Here is a 26,866-nt window from a genome sequence, read left to right as displayed (position 1 = left end):
GACCGACGAATGAGTACCGTCACCGACAAACTGACCGAGGTCGTGCCCTCCGAGGAGTCGCGCGTGGGCTACCTGCTTCGGCTGTCGCGACCCCGGTTCTGGCTCTACCTGGGCGGCCCGGTCGTCGTCGCCGTCGCCTACGCCGCCGACGGCCCGGGCGAGCTGTTCTCGCCGCTCGCCGTGGCGCTGTTCCTCTACTTCACGCTCCCGGCGAACGTCTTCCTCTACGGCGTCAACGACGTCTTCGACGCCGACGTGGACGAGCACAACCCGAAGAAAGACGAGGGGCGGGAGGTCAGTTACCAGGGTGACCGGGTGGCGCTCGCCATCGTGGTCCTCTCGGGCGTCCTGGCGCTGGCGTTCGTCCCGTGGCTCCCGCCGCTGGGCATCCTGGCCCTGCTCGCCTGGGCGGCCCTCTCCGTGGAGTACTCGGCCCCGCCGTTCCGCTTCAAGACGACGCCGTTCCTCGACTCGCTCTCGAACGGGCTGTACATCCTTCCAGGCGTCGTCGCCTACGCCGCCATCGAGGGGGTCGCACCGCCTGCGACGGCGGTGGCCGGCGCGTGGCTCTGGACGATGGGGATGCACACGTTCTCGGCGATTCCCGACATCGAACCCGACCGCGAGGCGGGCATCCAGACGACGGCGACGTTCTTGGGCGAGTCCAACACCTACTACTACTGCGTGATGACCTGGCTGCTGGCCGCGTTCGTGTTCACCTACACCCACTGGGCGTTCGGGCTCGTCCTCTTGCTGTACCCCGCGCTCGTCTTCGGTATCCTCGCTATCGGTGTCGACATCGACGAGGCCTACTGGTGGTACCCGGCTATCAACACGCTCGTCGGGATGGTGTTCACGCTGGGCGGCCTGTGGGTGATGCTGTATGGCTGACGTGCTGGGGTGGTCGGTGCCAGAGACCCGACCGGAGGCGACCGAACGGCTCGACGCGCTGGTCCGCGAGCACCGCTTCACCATCGCCGTCGTCTTCCCGCTGGTCGGCGCGGTGACGCTGCTGGCGAGCGCCGAGGGCCTGCTCCCGCCCCCGCTCGCGTTCAACCCCTTCTTTGTCCTCTTCGGGACGCTCGTAATGCGCCTCCCGCTGATTGCCGGCGCCTTCCCGCTGATAACCCGGAAGGCCGCCGCTGCGCTGCTCGCGCTGACGGCTTACGCCTACGGCATCGAACTCGTCGGGGTCCGGACCGGCTGGCCCTACGGCGACTTCTCCTACGGCGTCGACCTCGGACCGATGCTGTTCGGCGAGGTGCCTCTCGGACTCCCCATCTTCTTCTTCCCGCTGGTGTTGAACAGCTACCTCCTGGTCATCCTCCTGCTCGGGCGGCGCGCCGCCTCGACGTCGATTCGCCTGTTGGCCACGCTGTCGACGGTGCTACTGGTCGACTTGGTGCTGGACCCTGGTGCCGTGAGCATCGGTTTCTGGGCCTACGAGGTCCAGCAGTTCTACGGCGTCCCGTGGACGAACTACCAGGGGTGGCTCCTCTCTGGGACCGTCGCTGTCGTCCTCTTCGACGTCGGCTTCGAGCGGGCCGGCCTCCGACAGCGCCTCGAGGAGTGTGAGTTCATGCTCGACGACCTGGTGAGCTTCGTCGTCCTCTGGGGCAGCATCAACCTCTACTACGCCAACTGGATTCCGGTCGCGCTGGCGGCCCTGCTCGGTGCGGGACTGCTCCTGACCGACCGCTTCGACTTCGACCTCTCGGAGACGCGCGTCGGCCGGACCGTCCTCCGATAGTCGGCCAGCGAGCCGAGTGCCGGTCCGTCTCTGCGGTCCGCTGGTGTCGGCTCCCGTTCCCGGACCCCGCTTCAGACCGAGTCGAGGTCCAGGTCGACGGCGTACCACTCCAGCGCCAGGAGGACGACGACGCCGACGACGGCCGCGCCGGCGAACGCGAGCGTGACGTCCTGCGAGAAGCCCGGCGACTCCGCGACCCGCTGGACGGGGGCGCGCAGCGCGCCGACGACGAGTCCCACCAGGAAAGCGAGCGTCCCTCGCCGCCGCCACTCCAGCGCCCGCCGGATGACCCGCGATATAGTGAACAGCCCCACGAGACCGCCGAGGACGAACGTCACGACGACGGTTCCCGACTCGACGACCCGCGCGACCGACCCGCCGGTGGCCAGCCCGAGCAGGCTGTCGACGAACGTCGTGAGTGTCGTCGACATCCGGGTGTACTGCCCGAGGATGACCAGCAGGAGCGACCCGGAGATGCCCGGGAGAATCATGGCGCTGACGCCCACCGCACCGGCGAGGAAGACGACGAGGAGGCCACCGCCGTCGAGGAAGGAGATCGGCCCCGAGAGCAGGAAGGCGACGACGACGCCGACGACGCCCGCGAGCGCCTGCAGCCCGGTCCCGACGCTGAGCGCGCGCAGGAGAATAACTGCCGACGCGGCGATGAGGCCGAAGAAGAAGCCAAAGAGGAGCGCCGGCGTCTCCTGGTTCGCGACGTGGATGATGCGCGTGACGACCACGATGGCGCTGACGATGCCGCCAAGCAGCGCGACGATAAACCAGACGTCGAACTCCTCTAAGATGGCGAGCGCGCCGCGACCGGAGATACCGCCGTCCAGCGGCGTCAGCGAACGCAGCAGTTCGACGACGCGTTTGGGGGTCACCGCCGTCACCGCCGCGATGAGTCGTTCGTAGATGCCGGCGATGAGCGCGATGGTCCCGCCCGAGACGCCGGGAACGCCGTCGGCGGCACCCATACAGAGGCCGATGGCGAACGTCTTGGCCCACTCGCGAACCGGGGGTATCGACCCGCGGAGCGTCGGCAGCGACTCCGTCGCCCCGTCGGGAGTGGTAGTCATTGGAAGTCCCTTGTGCCATCGGCCCAATAGCCCTTGTGGAGTCACCAGGTGACTGCCGAGTCACAGTCAGTCTTCGGCCGGCCCGAGATACCCCCACACGAGCAGCCGGTCGCCGTCGCCGTCGGTCCAGCGCTCGCCGATGTCGTCGCGGTAGTAGAGGTTCGGGATGACGATATCGTCGATGCGACCGTAGGCCTGTTCGCGAGCGGCCTGCATCGTCTCACCCTTCCCGGTGACGACCAGCGGCATGCCGGACTCGCCGGCGGCGCGCCACTGCTGGTCGACTTTCTTTGCATCCTCGATGTGGATACCCGCCCGCGACTCGGTCTCGAACACGACGGCGGCGTTGCGCGAGCTCTCGTCGTACGTCTTCGGGTCGTCGAAGGGGAACGGCGGCAGGACGACGCGGACGCCGACCTGGTAGCCCCGGTGGACCTGCAGGTCGGGGTCGCGGCCGTGTGCCAGGTCGTCGAAGAAGTCACCCACTGGTGACTCGAAGGCCTCCGTCTGGAGGGTGATGGTCGGATAGCCAAAGCGCGGTGTGAACTCCAGCGGATAGATGCCCGACCCGTTCACGATACAGTTGAGGTCGATGCTCCCGACGTACCCTTCGTCGGCGAGCCACCCCTCCAGCTTGCCCAAGGTCCGGTCGAACAGCTCGTTCCGGCTCGACCAGAACATCGAGGTCCCCATCTCTCCGGTCGAGGGGCCGATGTTACCCGGGAAGAGCTTCTTGTGCTCGAAGTTGAAGTTGACCGGCTCGACGAACTCGCTCCCGTCGAAGAACCCGCAGATCGCGATCTCGACGCCCTCGACCCGTCGCTGGAGCTGGAACCCCTTCATCCGGTGGCCCCACGCCTTTTCGTAGGCCCGAAGCACGTCGACCACGTCGCTGCCGTCGTCCTCGCGGCCGACGTAGAGCAGTCGCTTGACGTTCTGGACCTCGCCCAGCGGCTTGATGACGTACGGGGCGGGGTTCTGCTCGACGTGCTCGATGCCGGCCTGGAAGTCGGTGAACTCCCGGTGGTCGAGCGTGGCGATACCGTGGTCCTGCAGCACCTCCATCGCGTATCCCCGGTCGGACTCCGTCCGGTCGGTGTTCGGCGTCCCGCCGACGACGGCCACGCCCTCGGCGCGCAGCTCCTGTGCAATCTTGCCGGTTCCCACGTCGTCGCCCACCCAGATGTCGTCGAGGACGACGACGTCGGCCCAGTCGACGTCCGCGCGCCAGTCGTCGGTCTTCGGTACGAACCCGTCGGCGATCTCCCGGTCGGACTTGGCCTCGACGTAGTACCGGACGTCGTGGCCCTCCTCGTGGACCTGTCGGGCGACGTCGCCGATGAGTGCGGCATCGAGCGAGCAAAAGAGGAACCGTGTCATACTGGTGGTGAGTCGGGACCGCCCCTAAAGATGTGGGACCGAAGTCCAACGTCTTGGTCAGCGGTTGCGCGGCGCTGCGCGCCGCGAAGTCGAGGCGGTGAAACCGTCTCGCAGTCCGCGAACCAAAGCCGATAGCACGGGCGCTTTCTGGCTGTTAGCACTCTTCTTTTCTCAATTATACACTACTGACCGGCGTCACCGATATCTGCAGGAATGCCCCCGAGGCGAACCGTTTTGTGCCCGTTGGGGGAACCGATAGCCATGACCCGCGACGAACTCGCGACGGCGAGCGACCTGCTCGAATCGGCTGCCGACGACACCGAAAACGACGACGCCCGCGAACGACTGGCGAGCCTGGCCGACCAGCTCGAACGGCTCGCGACGGCCGACCGGGGCCCCGACCACGGGCGACTCGCGCGCATCCAGTCGGCCCTCGCAGACCTGGAAGCCGGCGACGGTGCCGACGTCGCGGCGACGCTCGAAGACGCCGACGACCAGCTCAACGAGTACCGCTCGGACCTCGAAGGCGTCTGAGCCGCCGCTCGGTCGGCGGTTCCGGCTCTCTCTCCCGGTTTCGACGGTGGCTTCGTGGCGGACGACCGCCCGACAGCTGGTCACTGACCGACAGTAACTTACCCCGGTCACGACAGCTCTCGGGCATGGACGCAGGGCTCATCATTCTCGACGGCTGGGGGTTGAACCCCGACGCGGACGCCCGTGACGCGGTCGCGGCGGCCGAGACACCGAACTTCGACCGCTACTGGGCCGAAGGCGCCCACTCGACGCTGGAGACACACGGCCGGCGCGTCGGCCTCCCCGAGGGCCAGATGGGGAACTCCGAGGTCGGCCACCTCAACATCGGCGCCGGCCGCGTCGTCAAGCAGGACTCGGCGCGGGTCTCGGACAGCATCGCCCGCTCGCGCGGCGAGTCGCCGCCCGACGACGACGCCGAGGACCCGCCGTTCTTCGAGAACGACACCGTCCTGTCGGCGTTCGAGCACGCCGAGGACAACGACGGTCGGGTCCACTTCATGGGCCTGGTCTCGGACGGCGGCGTCCACTCCTACCAGGACCACCTCCACGCGCTCATCGAACTGGCCGGCGAGCGCGGGACCGATGCCGTCTCCCACGCGTTCACCGACGGACGCGACACCTCACCGACCGGCGGCGAGCAGTACCTCGCCGACCTCGAGGCTCACGCCGAGGCATACGGGACCGGGCACGTCGCCACCGTCTGCGGGCGCTACTACGCGATGGACCGCGACCAGAACTGGGAGCGAACCCAGCGGGCCTACGACGCCCTGGTCCACCGCGAGGCCGACCACCACGCCGACGACCCGGTGGCGGCCGTCACGGAGTCGTACGACCGCGACGTCACCGACGAGTTCGTCGAACCGACGACCGTCGGCGACCACGCCGGCATCGAGGACGGCGATGCCACGATATTCTTCAACTTCCGCTCGGACCGCGCCCGGCAGCTCACCCGCATGCTCGCCGACGTCCGCCCCGAAGACTGGGGGGCCGACACCGAACCCCCGGCCATCCGGCTGGTGACGATGACCCGGTACGACGAGACGTTCGACCTCCCCGTCGCTTTCCCGCCCAACCAGCCCGAGAACGTACTCGGTGAGGTGCTCTCCGAAGCCGGCAGGACCCAGCTGCGCCTCGCGGAGTCGGAGAAGTACCCTCACGTCACCTACTTCCTCAACGGCGGCCGCGAGGTGGCGTTCGACGGCGAACTGCGCGAGATAATCGAGAGTCCGGACGTGCCGACCTACGACCGCCAGCCCGAGATGAGCGCCCCCGAGGTGACGGACACCGCCATCTCGGTCATCGAGGCCGAGGACCCCGACGCCCTGGTGCTCAACTACGCGAACCCGGACATGGTGGGTCACACCGGCGAATTCGAGGCGGCCGTCGCGGCCGTGGAGGCCGTCGACGAGCAGCTGGGTCGCCTGGCCGAGGCCATCTCCGCGGCCGGCGGTCACGTCCTCGTCTGTGCCGACCACGGCAACGCCGACGACATGGGGACCGAAGACGACCCCCATACCGCCCATACGACGAACCCCGTTCCGTTCGTCTATCTCGACCCCGACCAGACCGGCGGTGACTATGCGGCCCGCGACGGCGGGACACTCGCCGACCTCGCGCCGACGATGCTCTCACTGATGGGTATCGACCAGCCCAGTGAGATGACCGGCGAGTCGCTCCTCGAGTAGCGCTCGACCACCTCAGTCGCGGTTCGTTCTGGAGAGATACGCCGGTGGCACCCGGTCCGTCGTGTAGGTTCCCGCGCCGCGTTTCGTCACGTCGTGACCGTCGGCCTGCATCGCGGCGGCGTCCACTTCGAGTACGACGGGATCGGCGGCGTGTCGTTCGCCGACCGCCCGGGCGTCCGCCACCGTCTCCGAGAGGTGGACCTGCTGGCGGTCCATGGGCTTCAGCCCCGCCTCGAATATCGCCTCGAGGTTCCGGGGTGCCGTCCCGTGGTACAGCACGTCGGGAACCGGCCCGTCGCCCGCCGCCAGGTCAACGTCGACAGAGTGGCCGTACGCGGCACGGACGCGGCGGCCCCCGTCCGTTTCGTCGACCTCGAACCGTCCTTTCGGGTCGGTGGCGACGACGCCCTCGACGTGGTCGTGGTGCGCCCAGTCGTACGTGCGTTCGACGGCCGCGACGAGCGCGTCGAACGGCGTCCAGCCCGCCTGGTCCAGCTCGACGCCCGCGTCGTCGGGGAAGTGTCTGAGCGCGCCGCTGACGAACTTCGAGAGGCGACGGCGACGTGCTCCGTTCAGCACGTCCTCGCTCTCGCTCCCGCACTCGGGGCAGGTGGTGCCCTCGTGGTAGCCGTGGGCTGAACAGCGCGCGATGGCGTCTGGCATCGCTCCGTCGTCGGTGACGGAGCGGTTTCAGTTCGTCGCCGGCACCGACCGGGGCTGCGCCGACGCAGTGCCCTGCGGGCCGTCCCGCGTAAGCTCCTGTTAGCGGGCTCTCCGGTTCGCTAAGATTCGGATTACAATCTATGTCCGGTGTGAGTGGTGGGTATGCCTGACGAGTCACCCATCGACGCGGGTCGCCGACGCGTCCTGGCGGCCATACTGGCCGCCGCGCTCCCGCTCGACCGAGTCGCACGCGCTCACAGCGTGACTGACCTCCCGACCGCGAGCGTCACCGACGCGACCGGCGGTCAGTCGGGACCGGTGTTCCCCCAGGGCGTCGCCAGCGGGGACCCGACGACGAGCGGGGTCGTGCTCTGGACGCGAGTCGCGCCTGACGCCGTCGACGACGGGACCGCGCTGCAGGTGACCGTGGCTCACGACGACGCCTTCGCGGACCCTGTCGGTTCCTGGTCGGTCCCGGCCGACCGCCTCGGCGACCACGACGGGACGGTGAAGGTCGACCTCGACGGCCGCCTCGACGCCGATTCCACGTACTGGTATCGGTTCGACTGCGACGGCGTGGCCAGTCCGACGGGTCGCTGTCGGACGCTCCCCGCCGCCGACGCCAGCCCCGACAGCGTCCGGCTCGCGCTCGCGACCTGTCAGAACTACCGCCGGGGGTACTACGGCGCGTTCCACCACCTCGCCAGCGAACCGGTCGATTTCCTGGTCCATCTCGGCGACTTCATCTACGAACGCGGCGGGGCCGGGTCGGTCTCCGGTCGCTCGCTGTCGCTACCCAGCGGGGAGTCCGTCGCGATGGGACTCGAGGACTACCGCTACCTCCACCGGACGTACCGTTCCGACGCGTTTCTCCAGGAAGCGCTTTCGGCCCACACGCTCGTCCAGACCTGGGACGACCACGAGATCGTCAACAACCGCTACTGGAACTACAGCGAGGAGCGGCCCTACGCGGGCGACGGCGACCACCCGAAGAACGACGACGCCGCGTTCATGACCCAGTTGTTCGCCGACGGCATCCGTGCGTGGTGGGAGTACACGCCGACCCGGGTCCCGTACGACCCCGACGCCGAGACGCTCTTGGACCAGCTGCGACTCTGGAAGTCGTTCCGGTTCGGCGACCTGGTCGAACTGCTCGTCACCGACGAGCGGCTCTTCCGGACCAGCCCCACCGACGGGTCCCAGCTCGCCGCGCGGCCCGACGACGGCGACGACAGCGAGAGCGAGGACCAGGGGAACGAGAGCGACCTGACCGAGACGATGCTCGGGTCGGCCCAGCGCGACTGGTTCACCGACCGCCTGGCCGAGTCGGACGCGGCGTGGACCGCCTGGGTAAACGAGGTGCTCGCGATGGAGTTCGACCTGGACCTCGGAGCCGTCGACGTCCTGAACGCCGATGCCTGGGACGCGTTCCCAGAGGAGCGCGAGCGCATCTTAGACAGCGCCGAAGAGGGCGACGCCGCCTTCGTCGCGCTCACCGGCGACATGCACAGCACCCTCACTGGCTACGTCGAACGGGACGGGGAACGCGTCGGCGTGGAGTTCATGACGCCGGCGGTGACGAGTCGGAACCTCAGCGACCTGCTCTCGCTGCCAGACGACCGCGAGGTCCGGAAACTGATCGCCGACTACGTGAAAGACGAGAATCCCCACGTCGAGTTCTTCGACAGTCACCGCTGGGGGTACGCCGTCGTCGAGTTCACGACGGACGCCTGTACGTTCTCGGCCTACGCCGTCGACCGGTCAGCGAACTCGGCAGACGCCAGCCGACGGCTCCTGACCCGGTATCGCTGCCCGGTCGACAGCTACGACCTCTCCCGAACGTGAGTCCGGGTCGGCCCACTTCTCCGCGCGTCGGGTCCCGATACATAATCGTATCGCCGTCTGACTTTAGGTATACACACGTAACCTAGTTATATATAGTAACCTATCGTCTGTCTGGCTGTAATGGCGACCGAGACCCCACAGACGATGCAGACGCACAGTCCTGAGACCATCCTCTCGACCATGAGCTCCATCAAGAAGATGCTCGTGGTCGGGGCCGCCTTCGCGGCGGTCGGCTACCTGCTGGTCGGGATGGCGCTCGTCCTCGAGTTCACCCAGTTCCACCCGCTGCTCGAACAGTTCTTCACCACGCAGACGGCCCACAGCGTGGCCGGCGGCGGCCCCGACCGCGCCGGTGCGGCCGCACTGAACGCCCAGCTGGCGACCATCCACATGTTCCCCTCGCTGCTGCTCTGGCTGAAGCTCGGCGGCATCGCCCACATCCTGGTCGGCATCTTCGTCGCGTTGGCGGCCATCGTCCGCACGCTGAGCCTGGTCCCCCACCGGCTCTCCTACGCGATGATAGAACAGCAGTAATCGAGCAGTTCCCGACCGAAGCCTTTCGCCGTCCGATGGCGAGTGTCGGGTCCCCTGTGACGACGTGACAGCCCGACAGTATTTGGTCCCGCTCGCCCAACGACTGGGTATGGCGATGGAACTCTCTGACGGCGTGTGGTGGTACGACTTGGGCGGGGTCAACGCCTATCTCGTCGACGACGGCGGCACGCTGACGCTCGTCGACGCGGGGATGCCCTGGCACGGGAACGCGCTCGTCTCGGGCATCAACCAGGCCGGCTACGATTTCAGCGACCTGGACCGAATTCTGCTGACCCACTACGACTTCGACCACGTGGGCGGACTGACGTCGTTCGACGGTATCGACCTGACAATCTACGCCGGCGTGGCCGACGCACCGCTCGTGACCGGCGAGCGAACGCCGTCGGTCGGGACGCTGAAGGGACTGGGCCACCGGTTCGCCGCACTCGTCGTCGACACCCCCTCGAACCAGGTCGAGACCATCGGTGACGGCCAGACCGTCGGTAGTTTCACCGCGTACCACACGCCCGGTCACACGCGCGGCCACATGGCCTACGTCAGCGAGGACCTGGACGTGGCGTTCCTCGGCGACTGCGTGCGGGAGGCCGGCGGGGAGTTCGCCCCGTCCCCGTGGTACCTCAGTGCGAACACCCGCGAGGTCCCGGTGAGCATCCGTCGGCTCTCTCATCGAGCCGGCGAGTTCGAGGTGGCCGCACCGGGCCACGGCGTGCCGTTCCGGGTGCGAGGGAGCGAGCGACTCGAAAACCTGGCAGCGACGCTCTAGAACAGGGCTGCAGCTCTTCGGCGACGGCGTCCGGACCCAGGAGGTTCGGGTCGACGACGAGGTCGGCCTGCCGACTGGCGAAGTCCGGCAGCGACCCCTCGGCGTAGACGACGACCCGCAGGTCCGGGTTCAGGTCCTTCGCGACCACGATAGAGGTGGCCTGTGTCATCTCGGTCAGCAGGTAGACGTCGGCGTCGTGGATGCCGGCCTCCTCCAGCCCGGGGCGGTTGCCGACGTCCGCGACGGTGACCGCGTGACCCTCGGCTTTCAGTGCCTCTGCCATCCGCTCGGGGTCGGTTCCGACCAGTGTGACGTTCATTCGTACTCGATGGTCGCGGGCGGTTTGTGCGTCACGTCGTAGACGACGCGAGCGACGTTCTCGTGGACCCCGGTGATGCGACTCTGTATGCGCTGGAGCGTCTCCCAGTCGACTTCCTGGGCGCGGGCGGTCATCCCGTCGCGGGATTCGACCGACCGTACCGCGACGACCCAGCCGTGGACGCGGTTGTCGCCTTTCACACCGGTGGCCTTGCCGATGACGGCGGCGAGCGCCTGCCACGGCTCGTACTCCTCGAGCTCCTCCTCGACGACGTGGTTGGCCTCGCGGGCCACCTCCAGTTTCTCCTCGGTGACCTCGCCGATGATTCGCACGGCGAGACCGGGACCGGGGAACGGCATCCGCTCGGAGATGATCTCCTCTAAGTCGAGCGCACGGGCGACCTCCCGGACCTCGTCCTTGTAGAGATTCCGCATGGGTTCGACGATGCCCTCGAAGTCGATGCGCTCGGGGAGGCCGCCGACGTTGTGATGGGATTTGATGGTCCCCTCGCTCTCGATGCGGTCGGGGTAGATGGTCCCCTGGACGAGGTAGTCGGCCTCGACCTCGCGGGCGACGGTCTCGAACTCCCTGATGAACTGCTCGCCGATGATGTGGCGCTTTGCCTCGGGGTCGGTCTCGCCTTCCAGCTCGTCGAGGAAGCGGTCCTGGGCCTCGATGATTCGCAGCGAGTCCATGTAGTCGAACGTCTCGCGAATCTCGTCGGTCTCACCCTTGCGCATCAGGCCGGTGTCGACGTAGACGGCCGTGAGCTGGTCGCCGATGGCCTCGTAGGCCAGCGCGGCGGCCGTCGACGAGTCGACGCCGCCCGACAATCCGATGACGGCGTGCTTGTCCCCGATGGCCTCGGCGATCTCGGCTTTCGCCTCCTCGATGAATTCCTCGACGTCGACCATCAGTGGCTCACCTCCTGTTCGGCGTCGGCCTCGTGTGGCTCGTCGCCCAGTACCGCTTCGAGCAGGCCGACGAACGGCGGGCTCGCCCGCGTCGGTCGCGACCGGAACTCGGGATGGAACTGCGTCCCGATGAAGTACGGGTGGTCCTCGGGGGCGAGTTCGAGAATCTCCATGCGGTTGTTGTCCCGACCGGAGAAGCGCAGGCCGCCCGCTTCCAGGTCGTCGATGTACTCCGGGTTGACCTCGTAGCGGTGGCGGTGGCGCTCAGTACAGGAGTCGGCCCCGTAGAGCGCGGCGGCGAGCGTGTCGGGTTCGATGTCCGTCTCCTGTGCGCCGAGGCGCATCGTCCCGCCCATGTCCTCGACCTCGTACTGCTCCGGGAGGATGTCGATGACGGGGTGGGGCGTATCAGCCTCGAGCTCCGTCGAGTCGGCCCCCTCCAGGCCGAGGACGTTCCGGGCGTACTCGATGACCGCCAGCTGGAAGCCGAGACAGAGCCCGAGATACGGGATTTCGTTCTCGCGGGCGTACCGGATGGCCTCGACCTTGCCGTCGGTCCCGCGGGAGCCGAAGCCGCCGGGGACGACGATGGCGTCGGCGCCCTCCATCCGTTCGGTGTGCCGGTCGGTCATCTTCTCGGAGTCGACCCAGGTGACGTTGACGTCGACGTTCTTCTCCAGGCCGGCGTGTTTCAGCGCCTCGTGGACCGACATGTAGGCGTCCTCCAGGTCGTACTTCCCCACGAGCGCGACGTCGACCTCGCCCTCGGTGTTCTGGGTGACCAGTTCCCGCCAGCGGTTCTCGCGCTCGCCCTCGGGCAGGGCCTCGTCGGCGATGTCGAGGCGCTCCATCACGTACTCGTCGAGCCCTTCTTCCTCGACCATCAGCGGCACGTGGTAGATGTCGTCGACGTCCGGGTTCGAGAAGACGGCCTCGGTGGGAACGTCACAGAACAGGGCGATCTTCTCTTTCGTGTCGATGTCGAGCTTGTCCGAACAGCGCCCGACGAGAATGTCCGGCTGGAGGCCGATGCTCCGGAGTTCCTTCACCGAGTGCTGGGTTGGCTTGGTCTTCTGTTCGCCGTTCTTCGAGTAGGGGACGAGCGTGACGTGCGTGAACAGAATATCCTCCTCGTCTTCCTCGTGGGCGAACTGGCGAAGCGCTTCGAGGTAGGGCATCCCCTCGATGTCCCCGACGGTGCCGCCGACCTCGATGATACAGACGTCGTTGCCCTCGGCGGCCTCGCGGATGCGCCGCTTGATGTCGTCGGTGATGTGCGGGATAATCTGGACGGTGCGACCGAGGTAGTCGCCGGCGCGCTCCTTCTCGATGACGTGCTGGTAGGTCTTGCCCGTCGTGACGTTGTGGTCGAACGTCATGTCGATGTCGAGGAACCGCTCGTAGTTCCCCAGGTCGAGGTCGACCTCGCCGCCGTCTTTCAGCACGTACACCTCGCCGTGCTGGAAGGGGTTCATCGTCCCGGCGTCGACGTTGAGATAGGGGTCTATCTTGACCGCTGTTACGTCGAACCCCGCGTTCTTGAGAAGACGGCCCGTGCTGGCGGCGGTGATGCCCTTGCCCAGGCCAGACATCACGCCGCCGGTGACGAAGATGAACTTCCGACCCAGTTCCGGGTCGTAGTCCGTTTCGGGTTCGGTCGGCATACTGACGGTGAATCGCGTGTCGTCAAAACGGTTTCGGAGCGCGCCATCTTCGCCACCGCGTCGCACTGTCAGCGCGACGAGCGTTGTGCTCGGGAGTCACCCAAGCCCCCAGTCACGTCGAGGTCACGTATGGCGATTGTGCGTGGCGACGAACCGGTGGACCGTCACCAGCACGGCCAGCGCCAGCGCGGAGAAGACGGCGTCGTCGAGGGCGGCACCGACCGCCAGAAAGAGAGCCAGTCCAGCGAGGAACCCTGCGACCAGCGATGCCGTCCCGTGTCGTGTCGTCTTTCTGACGTTCGGCCTGGCAAATATTGCCATAGTAGGTTATTTATCGTGACATATATTAAAAATACTGTCGCCGTGGGGCTCTTACCACCGTGCCGAACTGTCGGACCGGAGGCCGGACCGCCCGAGGGTCGCTCGCCGTTCACCACGTCGCCCGGAAGAAGGCAGCGACGAGTTCGCCCACGCTCCCAGCCTGTCCGATAAAGTGGTGGTTCGCGCGAAGCGATTCGACCTGGTAGCCGAGTCCTCGCGCTCGCTCGACGACCGGGTGCCAGTCCACCGTCTCGTCGCGCTCGCCGTAGACGACCTGGACCGGACATCGGATGTCGTCGAGCGCATCAGCCACTGACTCGCCGCCGCTCTCGGCAGGCGGGGCGAGCGCCGAGACGGCGGCCGGCGTGGCGTGGTCGCCCTCGTCGCTCGACGCTCCCGCCGCTCGAACCGCGACACCGGCGCCGAAACTGTAGCCGAACAGCCCCACGGTGTCGTACCGGTCGGCGGCCCACGCGACGGCCCGCCCGGCGTCGCTCCGTTCACCGCGGCCCTCGTCCCAGGGCCCGTAGTCGATGCGGAGGCAAGCCACGTCCGGCGCGAACGCGTCACTGACCGCCCGGAGCCGCTGGTCCGAGCGAGACCCGCCGTACTGGGGATGGGGCGGACAGGCGACGACCACGCTGTCCGCCGCCGGGCTGTCGAGCGTCGCCGCGACGTCGCGGCCGCCAGGGACGCGAACGTGTTCGCTCATCGTTCGTCTCTCGCGCCGTGCATGTAAGAAATTTAAGTCTACGGCCCCGAATCTGGTGGTATGGGAATCCTCTCGCGTGCGTCCTACGTCATCCGGTCGAAGCTCAACGCGGTCCTCAACCGCGCCGAGGACCCGAACGAGACGCTCGACTACTCCTACGAGCAGTTGCGCAACGAACTCCAGGACGTGAAGCAGGGCATCGCGGACCTCACCACGCAGAAGAAACGCCTCGAGATACAGAAGCGCCGCTTAGAGGAGAACGTCGAGAAGCACAACGACCAGGCCCGGCAGGCGGTCAAGCAGGACCGCGACGACCTCGCCCGCCAGGCCCTGGAGAAGAAGAAACAGAAGATGACCCAGATCGAGGAGCTGGACGGTCAGATTCAGGACCTCCAGAACCAGCAGGACCGGCTGGTCGAGCAGAAAGACGAGCTCCAGCGGCAGGTCGAGCAGTTCCGCACGAAGAAGGAGACGATGAAGGCGCGCCACGAGGCGGCACAGGCGTCGGCGCGGGTCAACGAGGCGATGACCGGGGCCGGCGACGAGATGGCCGACGTCAGCCGGGCCATCGAACGGGCCGAGGAACAGACCGAGGACATGGAGGCCCGCGCGCAAGCGATGGACGAGCTCCGGGAGGGCGGCGTCCTCGACGACCAGCTCTCGGATAAGGACCAGCTCGACCGCGAACTGGAAGAGCTCCAGCAGGACGGGGAGGTCGACGCCGAACTCGACACGCTGAAAGCCGAGCTGGGGAAGGCAGACGACTCAGCCGACGCCGAGGCCGAAGAGGACCTGGACCTAGAGGCAGAAATCGAGGGAGCCGACGAGGAGGCGAGCGAGACGCCGACCGTCGAGGACAGCGAGGTCGACGCCGAGCTCGAGGAACTGAAAGACGAGGAGCAGTAGCGAGCGAGCAGTCCTAGTGCCGGAGCCACCAGTAGCCGACGCCGAGGATGGCGGCGACGACGACGATACCGACCGCCAGGACGACCAGGCTCCCGGCGGCCCCCTCCTCGACGGCGATAGTGACGGCCACGTCGTGTGGGCCGTCACGGACCGTATCGCCGTCCGCGTCCGTCGCGACGACCGTCACGGGCAGCGAGTGCGCGCTCGGGACGGCGTCTTCCGCCACGCTCACCTGGAAGGTCACGACCGCCGACTCGCCCGGCGCGAGCGACTCGACGTACGTCTGTGGCGCCTCGCTCGTGAACGGCGGGGCCGGTCCGAACTGCGGTTTGACGTCGCGAAGCGGTTTGTCGCCCACGTTCTCGACGCGGACGCGAATCTGCGTCTCGGAATCCGGCGCGACGGTGGTGTTGACGCCCGTGACCGAGAACAGGTCGCGGTCGACGACGGTGACGGGGACGGTCAGCGGGCCGGTTCTGACGGCCCGGTTCGCCTCGGTCCGCGCGGTGACGTTCACCGGCAGGGCGTGAGTGTTCGAGACGGCGTCGGGCGATACCGAGAGGTCGAACGCGACGGTCGCCGACTCCCCGGGCCCGAGCGACTCGACGAAGGCCTGCGGGACCTCGCTGGCGAACGGCGGACTCGCTCCGAGGCGCGGTTCGACGTCGTGTAGCGGCCGGTCGCCAACGTTCTGGACCCGGACGCGCAGGTTCCCCTCCGTGCCCGGGGTGTAGGTGGCGTTGACCGCGGAGAGCGAGAGCAGGTCGTCGTCGGCGACCGGAACCGACAGCACCTGGACGTCCCGCTGCCGGCGCTGGTCGGCGGTGTCGGCGTCAAGTCGATACTCGACGCCGACGGTGACCGGGCGGGGACCGCCGTCGGCCGCCGCGGACACGGCGACCGGGAACGCGAACGAGCGCGTTTCGCCCGGTTCGAGGTCGCCGACCGGGACGCTGGGTTCGAGCAAACGAAGCGATGTCGACGGTGAGGAAAGCGTCACGACGACGTTCCGTGCCGTCCGGTTCCCCAGGTTGGTGAGCGTGCCGTTGACCGTGCTCTCGACGCCGGTGTGCAGGTCTGCCTCGACGTCACCGATGGCGAACTGCAGCTCGGGCTGGGGGGTCACGCCGACGGCGCCGAGGTCCCGGGTCACGTCGAACCCGTTCTGGTCGGTGTAGGCCGCCGTCGCCGTCAGCGCGTACTGCTCGCTCCGGGCGTCGTCGTCGGCCGAGAGCGTGTAGGTGACCGTCGCTCGGTCGTCCCGCGCCAGCCGGCCGAGGAACCGACTGGCCGTCTCCCGGCCGCTGAACGAGAGGTCGGTTCCCGCCGCCGAGAGTGCGAGCCGGGCGTCGCTGGCCGTCGCCGACCCGACGTTCTCGACGGTCACCGAGACGGTGCCGCGCTCGCCGACGGAGACGTCCGACTCGGTGTCGACGATGCGAAGCCGCGGCTGGTCGGCGACCCGGACCGTCGCACGGACGGTGTCGCTCTCCTCGTCGTTACCGTCGCCGAACACGTAGTCGACAGTCAGCGGGATTTCGTAGGTTCCCGGCTCGGTGTCGGCGGGGACGACGAGTCGAACGGGGACCGAGACGCGTTCGCTGTCCACCATCCTGTCGAGAAACCGGGGCCCGGACAAGATAGTGAACGGCGTCTCACCGGCCCTCGCTTCGACGGTCACCTGCCTGGCAGTGATCGCCTCGTTGTCGACGTTGTCCGGGTCGTTGACGAGCTCGATGACCACGGTCTGTTCACTCCCGGGAAACAGCGTCGGCTCCGGGACGCTGGCCCTGAAGTTCGGGTCACGCGTGGCGCCGGCGACTACCAGCGGCTGGACGACGAGGAGACAGACGACGAGGAGGAGGGCGAGGCGATTCATCGTGATTTGTTTGTTATCTTATAGGTACGCCCGTCGAGGTGAAAAGTGTTTGTCAGGTCAGAGGTCCGCCCGGAGAAATAGCGCCCGTGCGACGGCGAGCAGGAGGAAGGCGGCGAGTAGGAGGATGACAGCCCCGCCGATGTCGTAGGTCTGCTCGACCAGTATCTCGGTCGTGTCGTAGTACCGGGTGGGCGAGACGGCGCCGAGCGCCTCGAAGTCGGTCCCGGCGGTCACCGAGTCGAAGACGAACAGCAGGAAGATGGCGGCGATACCGCCCCGCTGGGCGAGGTCACCGCGCGGGAGGACGACCGAGAGGACGAGGCCGATGCTCGTACACGCCAGCAGATAGGGAATCGAGAACGCGTGGACCAGCAGCAGGTCGACGAACGATATCGACTCACCGATGAGGATGACCGCCCCGTAGACGAACAGCGGCATCAGGAGGTTGAGGACGACGATGGGCGTCAGTAGCGAGAGGTACTTCTCGACGACGACCCGGGAACGGGAGATGGGCGTCGCCAGCAGGAGGTCCAGGCGGCCGTTCTCGACGTTCCCGGCGATAGTGCCACCGGCCGTGTACGCCATATAGAGGCCGAAGAGGAGCACCCAGACGAACTGGTAGAACTCCGCGGCGAGGAAGCCCTCGATAGTCCCGAACGACCCGCCGCCGAAACTCTCCTGGAACGCGTCCGGCAGACTCTCGACGTACGCCTCGAAATCGACGCCGGAGGCCTCGACCGACGGGAAGATGCCGATGACGAGCAGGCCGAAGAGCCCGAGTCCGACCGCCAGCACGAGTGTGCTCCGGACGCGGCGGTTGGCCTCGTAGCGGGTCACCTCAAACATCGTCGGCCTCCGGACCGGCCACTGCGGGGTCCGTCTCGGTGGCCGGCCCGTCGGGGTCGGCCGGGTCGGTCGCCGTGGCCTCGCTCCCGACCGGGGCCTCGCCGTAGAAGTGCATGAAGACGTCCTCCAGCGGCGGCTCCTCGATTTCGAGGTCCACGATGTCGTACCCGGTGAGATGGGCAATCAGGTCGTCGTAGTCCCCGGTGAAGGTGAACTGAGCCTGCCGGCCGACGAACTCCGCGTCGAGGACGCCGGCGAACTGGAAGTCGACGGCGTCGACCGGGTCGGCTGTCACGACGCGGACGCGCTTGCCCCCGCGTGCGAGGAGGTCCGCGACGTCTTCGAGGGCTGCGAGGTGGCCCTCGCGAATGATGCCCACGCGGTCGCACACGCGGCGGACCTCGCCGAGAATGTGCGAGGAGAAGAAGACGGTGAGGCCCCGGTCGCGCTCCCGTCGGAGGAAGTCGTTGAAGTGCTCCTGTTTCAGCGGGTCCAGCCCAGACGTGGGCTCGTCCATGATGACCAGGTCCGGGTCGTGCATGAACGTCTGGACGATGGCGAGCATCTGTCTGTTCCCCGTCGAGTAGGCCCGTATCTTCCGGTCGAGCGGCGGGTCGAACAGGTCGAGCAGTTCCGCGCGGCGCTGGTCTCCTTTGAGCTCGGCCTGGTAGTCGAGGAACGTCCGTCCCGTCACGCTCCCGTCGAACCCGGGCGAGGCCGGCAGGTAGCCGATGTCGGCCTTCGCCTCGAGGAGCGCTCGCTCGTCCCGGATGTCGCTGCCGAGCACGCGCGCCGACCCCGACGTCGGTGACTGGAACCCCAGCAGCATCCTGATGAGCGTGCTCTTGCCGGCGCCGTTCGGTCCCAGGAACCCGAATATCTCGCCTTCGCGCACCGAGAACGAGAGGTCGTCGTTGGCCACCGTCTCCCCGTACACCTTGGTGAGTCCGTCGACCTCGATGGCGGCCATACGTGTCAGTAGGCGCGCACGACTCTTAAGCGTCGCCGTGGAGGTCAGAGCGGCCAGACGAACGCCACCGCGAGCGTGGTGACGACACAGAGGAGCAGCTGCAGGGGGACGCCGACGCGGGCGAAGTCGGTGAACCGGTAGCCGCCGGGGCCGTACACCATCAGGTTCGTCTGGTAGCCGATGGGGGTGATGAAGGCGTGGGCGACGGCGAAGGTGACCACGAGCAGGAAGGGGAACCCGGCGACGCCGATCTGTTGGGCGGTGGCGACGGCGATGGGGATCATCAGGACCACCGTGGCGACGGGCGTGATGACGGCGGCGACGAGGGCAGTCACGAGGTAGAACAGCGCCAGCACGAGCAGCGGCGGGAGCCCGCTGGCGACGCCGACGAGCAGCTCGCCGATGAACAGCGCGCCACCCGTCTCGCGCATCGCCAGGCCCAGCGGCAGGAGGCCGGCCAGCAGGAAGATGACGTTCCAGCTGACCGCGTCGTAGACGCGCGAGGCCCCTATGCGGTGCGTGGCGACCATCGTCACCACGCCACCGAGTGCGGCGATGAAGATGGGGACGAGGTCGAGCGCGGCCAGGACGATGGCCGACAGCAGAATCCCCACCGGCAGCAGTGCGCGGGCGTCGAGCGACGGCGGTTCCACGCCGTGGATGACGTCGAACAGTTCCGGTGGGCCCTCGGTGAGCGAGAGGTACCCCTCCTCGTCCAGGTGGAGAATCTCGTCGACCGGGGTCTGGACGAGCAGCGTGTCACCCGCCTCCAGAGTGACGGTGGCGAGTTCCTCTCGCATGATGGTGTCGCCACGGCGGATGGCCAGCGCCGTCACGTCGAACCGGGACCGCAACTGTACGTCGGCCAGCGTCCGTCCGCGAAGCCTGGACTCGCCGTGGACGACAGCCTCCGCGAGGATGCCGGCGTGGCCGCTCTCGGCCAGCAGCTCCTCGGTCACCGACTCCCTGGGGAGCTGGCGGAGGCCGAACGTCTCGCTGAAGCGGTTGACCGACTGGCGGCTGCCACGGACCGTCAGCACGTCGCCGGCTTCCAGCGGCCGGTCGGTCGTCGTCGCGAAGTAGGAGTCGCCGTCCTGGTCGACCTGGAGGACGTCGACGTCGACGAGGCTCCTGACGGCGGCGACGGCCTCGACGTCTGCGTCCGCCGGGAGGGGGTCACCGAGCGTCTCGGCCGCTTCCTCGCGGATGGCCTCGTCGATGCGCTGGTCGAGCGCCTCCGAGACCGTCAGCCCGACGAGCGGGGACGATTCACGGACTTGACACTGCGCGAGATAGCGGTCCATGTCGAACTCCTCGGTGAAGTCCGCTGCCGGATGGACCCGCTCGGGGACGAGCCACCGGCCGACGGTGAGCAGGTAGGCGACGCCGACGAGCAGGACGACGACCCCGACCGGCGTCAGCGTGAACATCGACAGCCGACGCCCGAGCAGTTCGGCGGCGAAGTCGCTCGCGAGCAGGTTCGTCGAGGTACCCACGAGCGTGAGCGTCCCGCCGAGCATCGCGGCGTACGACAGGGGCAACAGGAGCCGGGACGGGGAGAGCCCGTAGCGGTCCGAGAGTCCCGTCACCAGCGGGATGAAGACGGCGACGACCGGCGTGTTGTTGACGAAGCCTGCGCTGACGCCCGTCGTCCCGACGATGGCGGCCAGCAAGCGCCCCTCGTCGCCGCCGGTCGCAGTCGCCAGCTTCCCGCCGAGCCAGTCGACGATGCCGGCCTCCTCGACGCCCGCGCTCAGGATGTACATCGCGACGATGGTGACGACCGCCGGACTGGCGAACCCGAGGATGGCGTCCCGGGCGGTGACACCGGTGTAGGGCTCGAAGACGGCCAGCGCGACCAGCACGGCGATAGCGGTCATGTCCGGCGAGAGCCACTCGGTGACGAACAGGACCAGGGCGGCCCCGACCAGCGCGAACACGATGAGCGCGCCGGTCGACAGAGGTGCCATGCGTCAGCAGAACGACCGTTGGGTAGAAAAAACCGTAGGGCAGGCCGTTGCCGGGCGGTTCGTGGGTTCTCAGTCCGCTCAGTCCCAGTTCACGTCCACCGAGCGGTCCGTCTCGCGGAGGATGAACGGGCCGATAGAGAGGGTTCGCTTGGTGATGGTGACGATGCGGAGGATGTAGGCGAGCAGAACGGTGAACGGCGTCAGCGAGAGCGTCACCAGCAGCGCCATCAGCCACAGCGAGTCGACGACCCCCATCGACGCCTGCTGGAAGTCGCGCGGGTCGAAGAACAGTTCGCCACAGATGGCCACCCCGAGTGCGGGGACGGCGACGTACAGGAGGGTCCGCGAAAGGTTCGACAGCTCCCACTGGAAATAGAGCGTCTTGAAGTGCTCCCGTGCGGGTCCGAACAGTTCGAGGGTGTCGGTGAGCTGTTCTAGCTTCGACTCGGTCGCCTCGGAGAGCGCGTCGTCGTACTCCTCGCGGATGCGACGGCCGGCGTAGAGCTTCCAGGAGTAGTTGTAGTTCAGCGCCGCCTTGAGCACGTCGAACTCGCCGAAGTTCGCGCCCTCCAGTTCCCCGGTGACGGCGTCGGCGTTGCCGGTGACGGAGTCCAGATACCGGGTCACCAGCGTCCGCTGCTCCTCGTCCAGGTCGTTCTTTTCGACGGTCGAACGGACGTCCTCGGCCTGCTCGCCTGTCGCCCGGACCAGCGACCGCAGGAACGCCGACGGTTCGGCCGGGCTGACCTCGGTCCCGACCGCGTCGGCCACGTCGTCACGGAACTCCATCGCCCCTCGCATGCGGTCGCGTTGGTCGCCGACGGCCCCGAGTTCCTGTGAGAGGACGAGCTGGCTCAGCGTCAACACGAGCGTGACGCCGGTGATGGTCCCGCCGATGAGCGCCTGAAACAGTGTCTCGGTGGGGTCGCCCCGGCTCAACATCACGTGGGCCGGCGTCGGATGGAGGTAGCCGACGGCGATGACGATAGCGAACAGGAGCGCCGAGAACAGGCCGGTGACGAGCCGCCGGTCGGCGTCGAGCATCAGCCAGAGAACCCACGTGTTCTCCCCGGCCCGCTCTTTCATCGTGTCACTCGGCTGCCCCTCGTCGGCCGCTGCCATATGTTGGCGTCAGTCGCACGACATAAAAACACGCGGCTTGCAGCCAGCCGGCGGCCCTACCGACCCGCGAAGAACGTCACCGCGGTCCGCTTCTGGTCGATCTCGGTGTGGAGGTGGTCGCGGAACTCGCCGAGCTCGACGTCTTTCTCCTCGTTCTCCTTGCGGTCGCGGACGGAGATGGTGCCGTCGTCCTCCTCGTTGTCGCCGATGATGAGCATGTACGGCACCTTGTCGTCGTGGGCCTGCTGAATCTTCTTGCCGACGGTCCACGACCGGTCCTCGATCTCGACGCGGACGTCGCCCAGTTCCTCGGCGACCTCCTCGCAGTAGGGGATGTTGTCGTCGCTCACCGGGAGGATGCGGACCTGCTCGGGCGCCAGCCACGGCGGGAACTTCCCGTTGTAGTGTTCGGTCAACACCATGAAGAACCGCTCGTAAGACCCGAACAGGGCGCGGTGGATGATGACCGGGCGGTGGTCCTTGTTGTCCTCGCCCGTGTAGGTCAGGTCGAAGCGCTCGGGCATGTTGAAGTCCAGCTGAACGGTCGGGCCGTCCCAGTCGCGACCCAGCGCGTCCTCGAAGGCGAAGTCGATCTTCGGGCCGTAGAACGCGCCGTCGCCCTCCTCGACGACGTAGTCGATGTCCTGTCCTTCGAGAACGGCCTCCAGTTGCGATTCGGCCTTCTCCCAGATTTCGTCGCCACCGACGCTCTTCTCGGGGCGGGTGGCGAACTGCACCGTGTAGTCGAGGTTGAAGGTGTCCAGCGTGTCGAGGATGATGTCCATAATCGCGAGTACCTCCGCCTCTATCTGGTCCGGGCGGACGAACAGGTGGCCGTCGTCGATGGTAAAGGCCCACGTGCGCGAGAGGCCCGAGAGTTCGCCACGCTGTTCCTTGCGGTAGACCTTCCCGTCCTCGAAGTACCGCACGGGGAGGTCACGATAGGACCAGGACTTCTGGTCGAAGATGGTCGCGTGGCCCGGGCAGTTCATCGGCTTCAGGCCGTACTCCTCGTCGTTGACGTCCAGCAGGAACATGTCGTCGACGTAGTTCTCGTAGTGCCCGGACTTCTTCCACAGCTCCGTGCGGAAGACGTGGGGCGTCTCGACCTCGTCGTAGCCGGCGTCGCGGTTGAGGCTCGCGACGTAGTCGGACAGCTCGTTGAGAATCTTCTTCCCGTTGGGTTCGTACAGCGGGAGGCCCGGCCCGGTCGTGTCGTCGATGGAGAAGAGGTCCATCTCCTGGCCGATCTTCCGGTGGTCTCGCTCCTTGGCCTCCTGCCGGCGTTCGAGATACGTTTCGAGCTCGTCCTCGGTGGGGAAGGCGGTGCCGTAGACACGGGTCAGCGTCTCGTTGTCCTCGTCGGCGCGCCAGAAGGCGGCCGAGATTTCCAGCAGCGCGAAGCCGCCGATCTCGCCGGTCGACTCGACGTGGGGGCCCTGACAGAGGTCGTAGAACTCCCCTTGCTGGTAGAACGAGACGGGGTCCTCGCCGGCAGCCTCGGTCTCTAAGATGTCCTGCTTGAACGGGTTGTCCTCGTAGCGCTCGAAGGCTTCCTCGCGGTCGACCAGTTCGCGCTCAATGTCGTAGTCCTCGGCGATGATGGACTGGGCCTCCTCGCTGATGGTCTCTAAGTCGTCCTCGTCCAGGTCCACGCCGGTGATGTCGTAGTAGAAGCCGTCGTCGGTCCACGGTCCGATGGTCAGTGTCGCCTCGGGGAACTCACGCTGGAGCGCCTGTGCGAAGACGTGGGCGGCGGAGTGACGGAGCACGTCGAGGTACTCGTCGCTGCTCTCCGTGACGATCTCCAGTGTGACGTCAGACTCGATGGGGGTGTGTTTGTCGACCAGGTCGCCGTCCACCACACCGGCGACAGTGTCCTTCCCGAGTCCGGGCCCGATTTCGTAGGCGACGTCTTCGACCGTGCTGCCGTCGTCCATCTCGAGGGTGGACCCGTCCGGCAGCGTGACCGTGACCGTACTCATATACCTGCATACGATAGCGGCCGGGGATAAGTGTATTGAGATGGCGAGGGCCTGAGCGAAGCGAAGGGCCTCGAAGTGACGCGGTGAGCGAAGCGAACCGCGGAACAGATAGCGAGGGGCGCGAACGACCGCAGGGAGTGAGCGGCCCTCGAAACATGCGAGCGGCGACGCCGCGAGCAGAGCTAGCGAGAGACCGATCGAAGGAAGGATTCGCGAGCAGCGAGGGGCGCGACCGACGAGAGCAGCCTTGGATAAATGCGAGCGACGCGACCCGCAAGCAATCGAACTCAGTCGACCACCCACTCCCGCGATTCGAGAGTGACCACCGACAACTATGTGCTCCGGCGACACACTGCCAGGCGAGCAACCATGTACGACCACGTGCTCGTCGCGACCGACGGCAGTTCCGGCACTGTCGAGACGCTCTCGCACGCGATCTCCATCGCACGCGACAACGACGCGGTGTTACACGGTCTCTACGTCGTCGACAAGCGACTGTACCAGGCGGCCGAGAAAGACGCCAAGGAGGACGTGCGGCAGTCGCTCCAGGAGGAGGGCGAGGTGGCGCTCGACGACATCGTCGTCCGCGGGGAGGAGGCCGGCCTGGAGGTCAGGACGACGATGGCCGAGGGCATCCCACACAAGACCATCGTCGAGTACGCCGAGCAGGAGGCAATCGACCTGATAACCATCGGGACCCACGGCCGTACGGGGCGCGACCGGGTGGCGAACCTCGGGAGCGTCTCCGAACGGGTCATCGAGAACGCACCGGGGCCGGTGCTGGTCGTCCACATCGAGTAGTCGTCGCTCGGGCTCGTTAGGTATCGCCTCTTTTATTCAGGAGCGTTCCAAGCTAGTGTAACAGGATGGCTGTAGAAACAGGTAGCCCGACGCTCGACGAGATTCTCGATGGCGGCGTGCCGGAGAACCGGACCGTCCTGGTCACCGGCGGGCCGGGGACGGGGAAGTCGACGCTCGCGATGCAGTTCCTCCAGGCGGGACTGGACCGGGGGGAGGACTGCCTCTTTATCAGCACCGAACAGACCTTCGACGAGCTGTCGGACTCGTTCTCTGACTTCGCCTTCGACCTGGAGGACGACCAGCTCACCGTCACGTCGCTGCACGCGACACCGGGCCAGACCGTCGACGGGGAGGAGAAGCGCGAGCTGACCCTCGAGACGCTCGAAGGGGGGACGATGCTCGGCGGCCAGTACTCCGCCCCATTCGAGTCGAAGTACATCACGCAGTACCTAGAGCGGTTCGCGCCGGCCGACCGCGTGGTCCTCGACTCGGTGTCGGGGCTGTCGGCCATCGGGGACGACCGGGACGTCTTCCGGCGGACGCTGCTCGACTTCATCCGCCTGCTCAACGACGAGTTCGGCGCCACGGCGATGTTCACCGCCGAGGAGTCCGAGCCGACGCTCGCACAGTCCGACGTCAAGACGGTCGCCGCCAGCGACGCGGTCCAGTTCAACGCCCACGGGGTCCTGCGGCTCTGGCGCGAGAGCATCGGCGGCGACTACCACCGGTTCCTCAAGGTGGTCAAGATGCGTGGGGTCGACCACGACTCGCGCATCCACGAGGTGTCGTTCACGCCCGACGGGCTGCGCGTCTCGCCGCGTCTGCGCACCCATCCCGGGGAGTTCGTCCCGTCGGACCACATGGCGACTGGGATTCCGGGACTCGACTCGCTCATGGGCGGGGGCATCGTCTACGGCGGGACGCTGCTGTTGAAACACGACGGCCAGGCGAGTCCGCACTCCATCCTGACGAACCTCATGGCGGAGGCGGCCGACAACGGGATGGCCATCGCAATCGCGCCCCCGGTGGAACTGCCGCCCAAGCGCTTGCGGAGCATCATCGACGAGCGCATCGGCGACATGGACGAGATGCTGAACGACGACCAGCTGTTCCTCGTCGACTTCGCCGACATCTGGGAGAACACGCGCCGGAACGTGTTCAAACCCCACGCCCACGAGGACGAGAGCACGGCGGGGGTGTTCCGGACCATCGACGACCGGCGGGGTGACCAACCTATGTTCACCGTCCTCAACGTCGAGTCTCAACTGCCGGTCCTCGAGAACGACGAGCTCCGACAGGTCCGCTTCTGGGAGGAGCAGAACCTCTACCAGGAACAGGACACGACGATGTACCTGTTCAACCCCGCGACGCTGACCGACGAGCTCGCCGCGTTCTACGAGAACGGGGCCTGGCAGACGCTGGAGACGTGGGTCTCGGACGACGGGCTGCAGTACGTCGAACTGCAGAAGTCCCCCAGTGGATATATGGGTTCGACTCGCCTCGTGGAGTACGTGGAAGACGAACCATACATGCGGATTCAAAAGCCGCCGGGCGCGGGAGCGACGGTTCCCCGCCGTGAAACAGCGACCCCGCCGGAGGACCAGTGATGGCGGACTCGGACCCCGCACCGGGGACGAACACGCTGGTGAAGGCGCCGTCGCTGAGCCCCGAGAAGCGGGGGACCTGTCTCTCGATGCTCGACGTGGTTCCCCGCCAGCGACTGGACGTGTTGCGGATCTCCTACTCGTCGTCGCCCGAAGAACTGGTCGAGGAGTGGCGCGAGACGCACGGCGACCTCCCCGGTCGGATGGGCATCGTCGTCGTCGGCGACGGTGCCGGCCTCACCCGGGCAAGCGACGAGGACCTGCCCGACAGCGTGTTCGTCACGACGGCGAACCCCAACGACGTCACCGGACTGGGGATGCGCCTCAACAACTACCTGACCGACCTCGAACCGGAGACGCAGCTGGCCGTCTGCTTCGACTCGCTGACCGAACTCCTCCAGTTCACCGACATCCAGTCGGCGTTCAAGTTCCTCCACATGTTCGCCGGGCAGCTGCGCGAGGTGGACGCTGTCGGCCACTTCCACCTGGACCCCGACGCACACGAAGCGCAGACGATAAGCCGGCTGAAACCGGTCTTCGACGACGCGGTCACCTGTTCCTGAACGACCGGTATCTTTTCGGGCCGCGCACCCGCTGAC

Annotated in this window: 24 protein-coding genes and 1 pseudogene; 11 read left to right on the top strand and 14 right to left on the bottom strand. The window is 67.2% G+C overall.

The annotated features are described in order from the left end of the window. Positions 1–9 precede the first annotated feature (9 nt). Entirely contained in the window at positions 10–891 is an 882-nt protein-coding gene (locus tag P1L41_RS00600) for a prenyltransferase (protein WP_276296946.1), read from the top strand. Beyond that, the gene (gene cruF / locus P1L41_RS00595; RefSeq protein ID WP_276296945.1) at positions 884–1,750 is read left to right on the top strand and encodes a bisanhydrobacterioruberin hydratase; all 867 of its coding nucleotides are present in this window, start codon (positions 884–886) and stop codon (positions 1,748–1,750) included. The genes P1L41_RS00600 and cruF overlap by 8 nt, the downstream gene beginning before the upstream one ends. Before the next feature lie 71 nt (positions 1,751–1,821). Here cruF and P1L41_RS00590 read toward each other — a convergent pair whose 3' ends face one another. Beyond that, on the bottom strand, positions 1,822–2,829 hold the full coding sequence (locus P1L41_RS00590) for a DUF368 domain-containing protein (RefSeq protein ID WP_276296944.1): 1,008 nt from the start codon (positions 2,827–2,829) through the stop codon (positions 1,822–1,824). A gap of 66 nt (positions 2,830–2,895) precedes the next feature. After that, the gene (locus P1L41_RS00585; RefSeq protein WP_276296943.1) at positions 2,896–4,209 is read right to left on the bottom strand and encodes a phosphoribosylamine--glycine ligase; all 1,314 of its coding nucleotides are present in this window, start codon (positions 4,207–4,209) and stop codon (positions 2,896–2,898) included. A 261-nt stretch (positions 4,210–4,470) separates the two neighbouring features. Here P1L41_RS00585 and P1L41_RS00580 point away from each other — a divergent pair, with 261 nt between their 5' ends. Next, positions 4,471–4,743, top strand: a complete 273-nt coding sequence (locus P1L41_RS00580) for a DUF7553 family protein (RefSeq protein ID WP_276296942.1) — start codon at positions 4,471–4,473, stop codon at positions 4,741–4,743. 125 nt (positions 4,744–4,868) lie between these two features. Continuing rightward, positions 4,869–6,428 carry a 2,3-bisphosphoglycerate-independent phosphoglycerate mutase gene (gene gpmI / locus P1L41_RS00575; protein ID WP_276296941.1) on the top strand — a complete coding sequence of 520 codons (1,560 nt, stop codon included), beginning with the start codon at positions 4,869–4,871 and terminating at the stop codon, positions 6,426–6,428. Positions 6,429–6,440: 12 nt separating this feature from the next. On the opposite strand, the gene P1L41_RS00570 is transcribed toward gpmI, so the two are convergent. Further along, the gene (locus P1L41_RS00570; RefSeq protein ID WP_276296940.1) at positions 6,441–7,091 is read right to left on the bottom strand and encodes an RNA 2'-phosphotransferase; all 651 of its coding nucleotides are present in this window, start codon (positions 7,089–7,091) and stop codon (positions 6,441–6,443) included. A 162-nt stretch (positions 7,092–7,253) separates the two neighbouring features. Here P1L41_RS00570 and P1L41_RS00565 point away from each other — a divergent pair, with 162 nt between their 5' ends. From P1L41_RS00565 to P1L41_RS00555, 3 genes are all read left to right on the top strand, one after another. Next, positions 7,254–8,936, top strand: coding sequence for an alkaline phosphatase D family protein (locus P1L41_RS00565; RefSeq protein WP_276296939.1), 1,683 nt, complete (start codon positions 7,254–7,256; stop codon positions 8,934–8,936). A 120-nt stretch (positions 8,937–9,056) separates the two neighbouring features. After that, complete coding sequence (locus tag P1L41_RS00560; RefSeq protein ID WP_276296938.1) at positions 9,057–9,470, top strand: hypothetical protein; 414 nt, start codon at positions 9,057–9,059, stop codon at positions 9,468–9,470. A 109-nt stretch (positions 9,471–9,579) separates the two neighbouring features. Next, a complete protein-coding gene (locus P1L41_RS00555; RefSeq protein ID WP_276296937.1) occupies positions 9,580–10,254 on the top strand; it encodes an MBL fold metallo-hydrolase in 675 nt (224 codons plus the stop codon). Between the two features lie 10 nt (positions 10,255–10,264). Here the strand turns inward: P1L41_RS00555 and P1L41_RS00550 are convergent. The 5 genes and pseudogenes from P1L41_RS00550 to P1L41_RS00530 all read right to left on the bottom strand — a co-directional run. Then, positions 10,265–10,573, bottom strand: a pseudogene (locus tag P1L41_RS00550) (DUF7126 family protein); the annotation flags it as partial. Then, positions 10,570–11,487 (bottom strand): glutamine-hydrolyzing GMP synthase, encoded by a 918-nt coding sequence (gene guaA / locus P1L41_RS00545; RefSeq protein WP_276296936.1) that lies wholly within the window; start codon positions 11,485–11,487, stop codon positions 10,570–10,572. The pseudogene P1L41_RS00550 and the gene guaA, both read right to left, overlap by 4 nt. Continuing rightward, positions 11,487–13,151: a glutamine hydrolyzing CTP synthase gene (gene pyrG / locus P1L41_RS00540; RefSeq protein ID WP_276296935.1), complete on the bottom strand. Its 1,665-nt coding sequence runs from the start codon at positions 13,149–13,151 to the stop codon at positions 11,487–11,489. Before pyrG ends, guaA begins: the two co-directional genes overlap by 1 nt. Positions 13,152–13,274: 123 nt before the next feature. Further along, positions 13,275–13,472 carry a hypothetical protein gene (locus P1L41_RS00535; protein ID WP_276296934.1) on the bottom strand — a complete coding sequence of 66 codons (198 nt, stop codon included), beginning with the start codon at positions 13,470–13,472 and terminating at the stop codon, positions 13,275–13,277. 109 nt (positions 13,473–13,581) lie between these two features. After that, positions 13,582–14,184: an alpha/beta hydrolase gene (locus tag P1L41_RS00530; RefSeq protein ID WP_276296933.1), complete on the bottom strand. Its 603-nt coding sequence runs from the start codon at positions 14,182–14,184 to the stop codon at positions 13,582–13,584. 60 nt (positions 14,185–14,244) lie between these two features. Here P1L41_RS00530 and P1L41_RS00525 point away from each other — a divergent pair, with 60 nt between their 5' ends. Then, positions 14,245–15,090 carry a PspA/IM30 family protein gene (locus P1L41_RS00525; protein ID WP_276296932.1) on the top strand — a complete coding sequence of 282 codons (846 nt, stop codon included), beginning with the start codon at positions 14,245–14,247 and terminating at the stop codon, positions 15,088–15,090. Between the two features lie 13 nt (positions 15,091–15,103). Here the strand turns inward: P1L41_RS00525 and P1L41_RS00520 are convergent, their stop codons facing one another. From P1L41_RS00520 to thrS, 6 genes are all read right to left on the bottom strand, one after another. Beyond that, positions 15,104–16,969 (bottom strand): COG1361 S-layer family protein, encoded by a 1,866-nt coding sequence (locus P1L41_RS00520; protein WP_276296931.1) that lies wholly within the window; start codon positions 16,967–16,969, stop codon positions 15,104–15,106. Positions 16,970–17,026: 57 nt separating this feature from the next. Beyond that, complete coding sequence (locus P1L41_RS00515; RefSeq protein WP_276296930.1) at positions 17,027–17,815, bottom strand: ABC transporter permease; 789 nt, start codon at positions 17,813–17,815, stop codon at positions 17,027–17,029. Continuing rightward, a complete protein-coding gene (locus P1L41_RS00510) occupies positions 17,808–18,785 on the bottom strand; it encodes an ABC transporter ATP-binding protein (RefSeq protein WP_276296929.1) in 978 nt (325 codons plus the stop codon). The genes P1L41_RS00515 and P1L41_RS00510 overlap by 8 nt, the downstream gene beginning before the upstream one ends. A 44-nt stretch (positions 18,786–18,829) precedes the next feature. Continuing rightward, entirely contained in the window at positions 18,830–20,755 is a 1,926-nt protein-coding gene (locus tag P1L41_RS00505) for an SLC13 family permease (protein ID WP_276296928.1), read from the bottom strand. 78 nt (positions 20,756–20,833) lie between these two features. Continuing rightward, on the bottom strand, positions 20,834–21,877 hold the full coding sequence (locus P1L41_RS00500) for a DUF7972 family membrane protein (protein ID WP_276296927.1): 1,044 nt from the start codon (positions 21,875–21,877) through the stop codon (positions 20,834–20,836). 56 nt (positions 21,878–21,933) lie between these two features. Further along, on the bottom strand, positions 21,934–23,862 hold the full coding sequence (gene thrS / locus P1L41_RS00495; RefSeq protein WP_276296926.1) for a threonine--tRNA ligase: 1,929 nt from the start codon (positions 23,860–23,862) through the stop codon (positions 21,934–21,936). A 369-nt stretch (positions 23,863–24,231) separates the two neighbouring features. Between thrS and P1L41_RS00490 the strand changes: the two genes are divergently transcribed. The 3 genes from P1L41_RS00490 to P1L41_RS00480 all read left to right on the top strand — a co-directional run bounded on the left by P1L41_RS00490 (position 24,232) and on the right by P1L41_RS00480 (position 26,830). Then, entirely contained in the window at positions 24,232–24,663 is a 432-nt protein-coding gene (locus tag P1L41_RS00490) for a universal stress protein (protein WP_276296925.1), read from the top strand. Between the two features lie 65 nt (positions 24,664–24,728). Then, positions 24,729–26,270, top strand: a complete 1,542-nt coding sequence (locus tag P1L41_RS00485; RefSeq protein WP_276296924.1) for an ATPase domain-containing protein — start codon at positions 24,729–24,731, stop codon at positions 26,268–26,270. Then, on the top strand, positions 26,270–26,830 hold the full coding sequence (locus tag P1L41_RS00480) for a DUF7504 family protein (RefSeq protein ID WP_276296923.1): 561 nt from the start codon (positions 26,270–26,272) through the stop codon (positions 26,828–26,830). Before P1L41_RS00485 ends, P1L41_RS00480 begins: the two co-directional genes overlap by 1 nt. Positions 26,831–26,866: the final 36 nt, after the last annotated feature.

The organism is Haloarcula ordinaria, assembly GCF_029338275.1.
Lineage (GTDB): Archaea > Halobacteriota > Halobacteria > Halobacteriales > Haloarculaceae > Haloarcula > Haloarcula ordinaria.
Note: the sequence above shows the minus strand (reverse complement) of the source record. Positions and strands in the feature narration are given on the sequence as shown.

What these genes read in the sequence shown, in the direction of transcription:
- P1L41_RS00600 (WP_276296946.1), top strand. Translation starts at nt 10, where the DNA reads ATGAGTACCGTCACCGACAAACTGACCGAGGTCGTGCCCTCCGAGGAG.
- cruF (WP_276296945.1), top strand. Translation starts at nt 884, where the DNA reads ATGGCTGACGTGCTGGGGTGGTCGGTGCCAGAGACCCGACCGGAGGCG.
- P1L41_RS00590 (WP_276296944.1), bottom strand. Translation starts at nt 2,829, where the DNA reads ATGACTACCACTCCCGACGGGGCGACGGAGTCGCTGCCGACGCTCCGC.
- P1L41_RS00585 (WP_276296943.1), bottom strand. Translation starts at nt 4,209, where the DNA reads ATGACACGGTTCCTCTTTTGCTCGCTCGATGCCGCACTCATCGGCGAC.
- P1L41_RS00580 (WP_276296942.1), top strand. Translation starts at nt 4,471, where the DNA reads ATGACCCGCGACGAACTCGCGACGGCGAGCGACCTGCTCGAATCGGCT.
- gpmI (WP_276296941.1), top strand. Translation starts at nt 4,869, where the DNA reads ATGGACGCAGGGCTCATCATTCTCGACGGCTGGGGGTTGAACCCCGAC.
- P1L41_RS00570 (WP_276296940.1), bottom strand. Translation starts at nt 7,091, where the DNA reads ATGCCAGACGCCATCGCGCGCTGTTCAGCCCACGGCTACCACGAGGGC.
- P1L41_RS00565 (WP_276296939.1), top strand. Translation starts at nt 7,254, where the DNA reads ATGCCTGACGAGTCACCCATCGACGCGGGTCGCCGACGCGTCCTGGCG.
- P1L41_RS00560 (WP_276296938.1), top strand. Translation starts at nt 9,057, where the DNA reads ATGGCGACCGAGACCCCACAGACGATGCAGACGCACAGTCCTGAGACC.
- P1L41_RS00555 (WP_276296937.1), top strand. Translation starts at nt 9,580, where the DNA reads ATGGCGATGGAACTCTCTGACGGCGTGTGGTGGTACGACTTGGGCGGG.
- guaA (WP_276296936.1), bottom strand. Translation starts at nt 11,487, where the DNA reads ATGGTCGACGTCGAGGAATTCATCGAGGAGGCGAAAGCCGAGATCGCC.
- pyrG (WP_276296935.1), bottom strand. Translation starts at nt 13,151, where the DNA reads ATGCCGACCGAACCCGAAACGGACTACGACCCGGAACTGGGTCGGAAG.
- P1L41_RS00535 (WP_276296934.1), bottom strand. Translation starts at nt 13,472, where the DNA reads ATGGCAATATTTGCCAGGCCGAACGTCAGAAAGACGACACGACACGGG.
- P1L41_RS00530 (WP_276296933.1), bottom strand. Translation starts at nt 14,184, where the DNA reads ATGAGCGAACACGTTCGCGTCCCTGGCGGCCGCGACGTCGCGGCGACG.
- P1L41_RS00525 (WP_276296932.1), top strand. Translation starts at nt 14,245, where the DNA reads ATGGGAATCCTCTCGCGTGCGTCCTACGTCATCCGGTCGAAGCTCAAC.
- P1L41_RS00520 (WP_276296931.1), bottom strand. Translation starts at nt 16,969, where the DNA reads ATGAATCGCCTCGCCCTCCTCCTCGTCGTCTGTCTCCTCGTCGTCCAG.
- P1L41_RS00515 (WP_276296930.1), bottom strand. Translation starts at nt 17,815, where the DNA reads ATGTTTGAGGTGACCCGCTACGAGGCCAACCGCCGCGTCCGGAGCACA.
- P1L41_RS00510 (WP_276296929.1), bottom strand. Translation starts at nt 18,785, where the DNA reads ATGGCCGCCATCGAGGTCGACGGACTCACCAAGGTGTACGGGGAGACG.
- P1L41_RS00505 (WP_276296928.1), bottom strand. Translation starts at nt 20,755, where the DNA reads ATGGCACCTCTGTCGACCGGCGCGCTCATCGTGTTCGCGCTGGTCGGG.
- P1L41_RS00500 (WP_276296927.1), bottom strand. Translation starts at nt 21,877, where the DNA reads ATGGCAGCGGCCGACGAGGGGCAGCCGAGTGACACGATGAAAGAGCGG.
- thrS (WP_276296926.1), bottom strand. Translation starts at nt 23,862, where the DNA reads ATGAGTACGGTCACGGTCACGCTGCCGGACGGGTCCACCCTCGAGATG.
- P1L41_RS00490 (WP_276296925.1), top strand. Translation starts at nt 24,232, where the DNA reads ATGTACGACCACGTGCTCGTCGCGACCGACGGCAGTTCCGGCACTGTC.
- P1L41_RS00485 (WP_276296924.1), top strand. Translation starts at nt 24,729, where the DNA reads ATGGCTGTAGAAACAGGTAGCCCGACGCTCGACGAGATTCTCGATGGC.
- P1L41_RS00480 (WP_276296923.1), top strand. Translation starts at nt 26,270, where the DNA reads ATGGCGGACTCGGACCCCGCACCGGGGACGAACACGCTGGTGAAGGCG.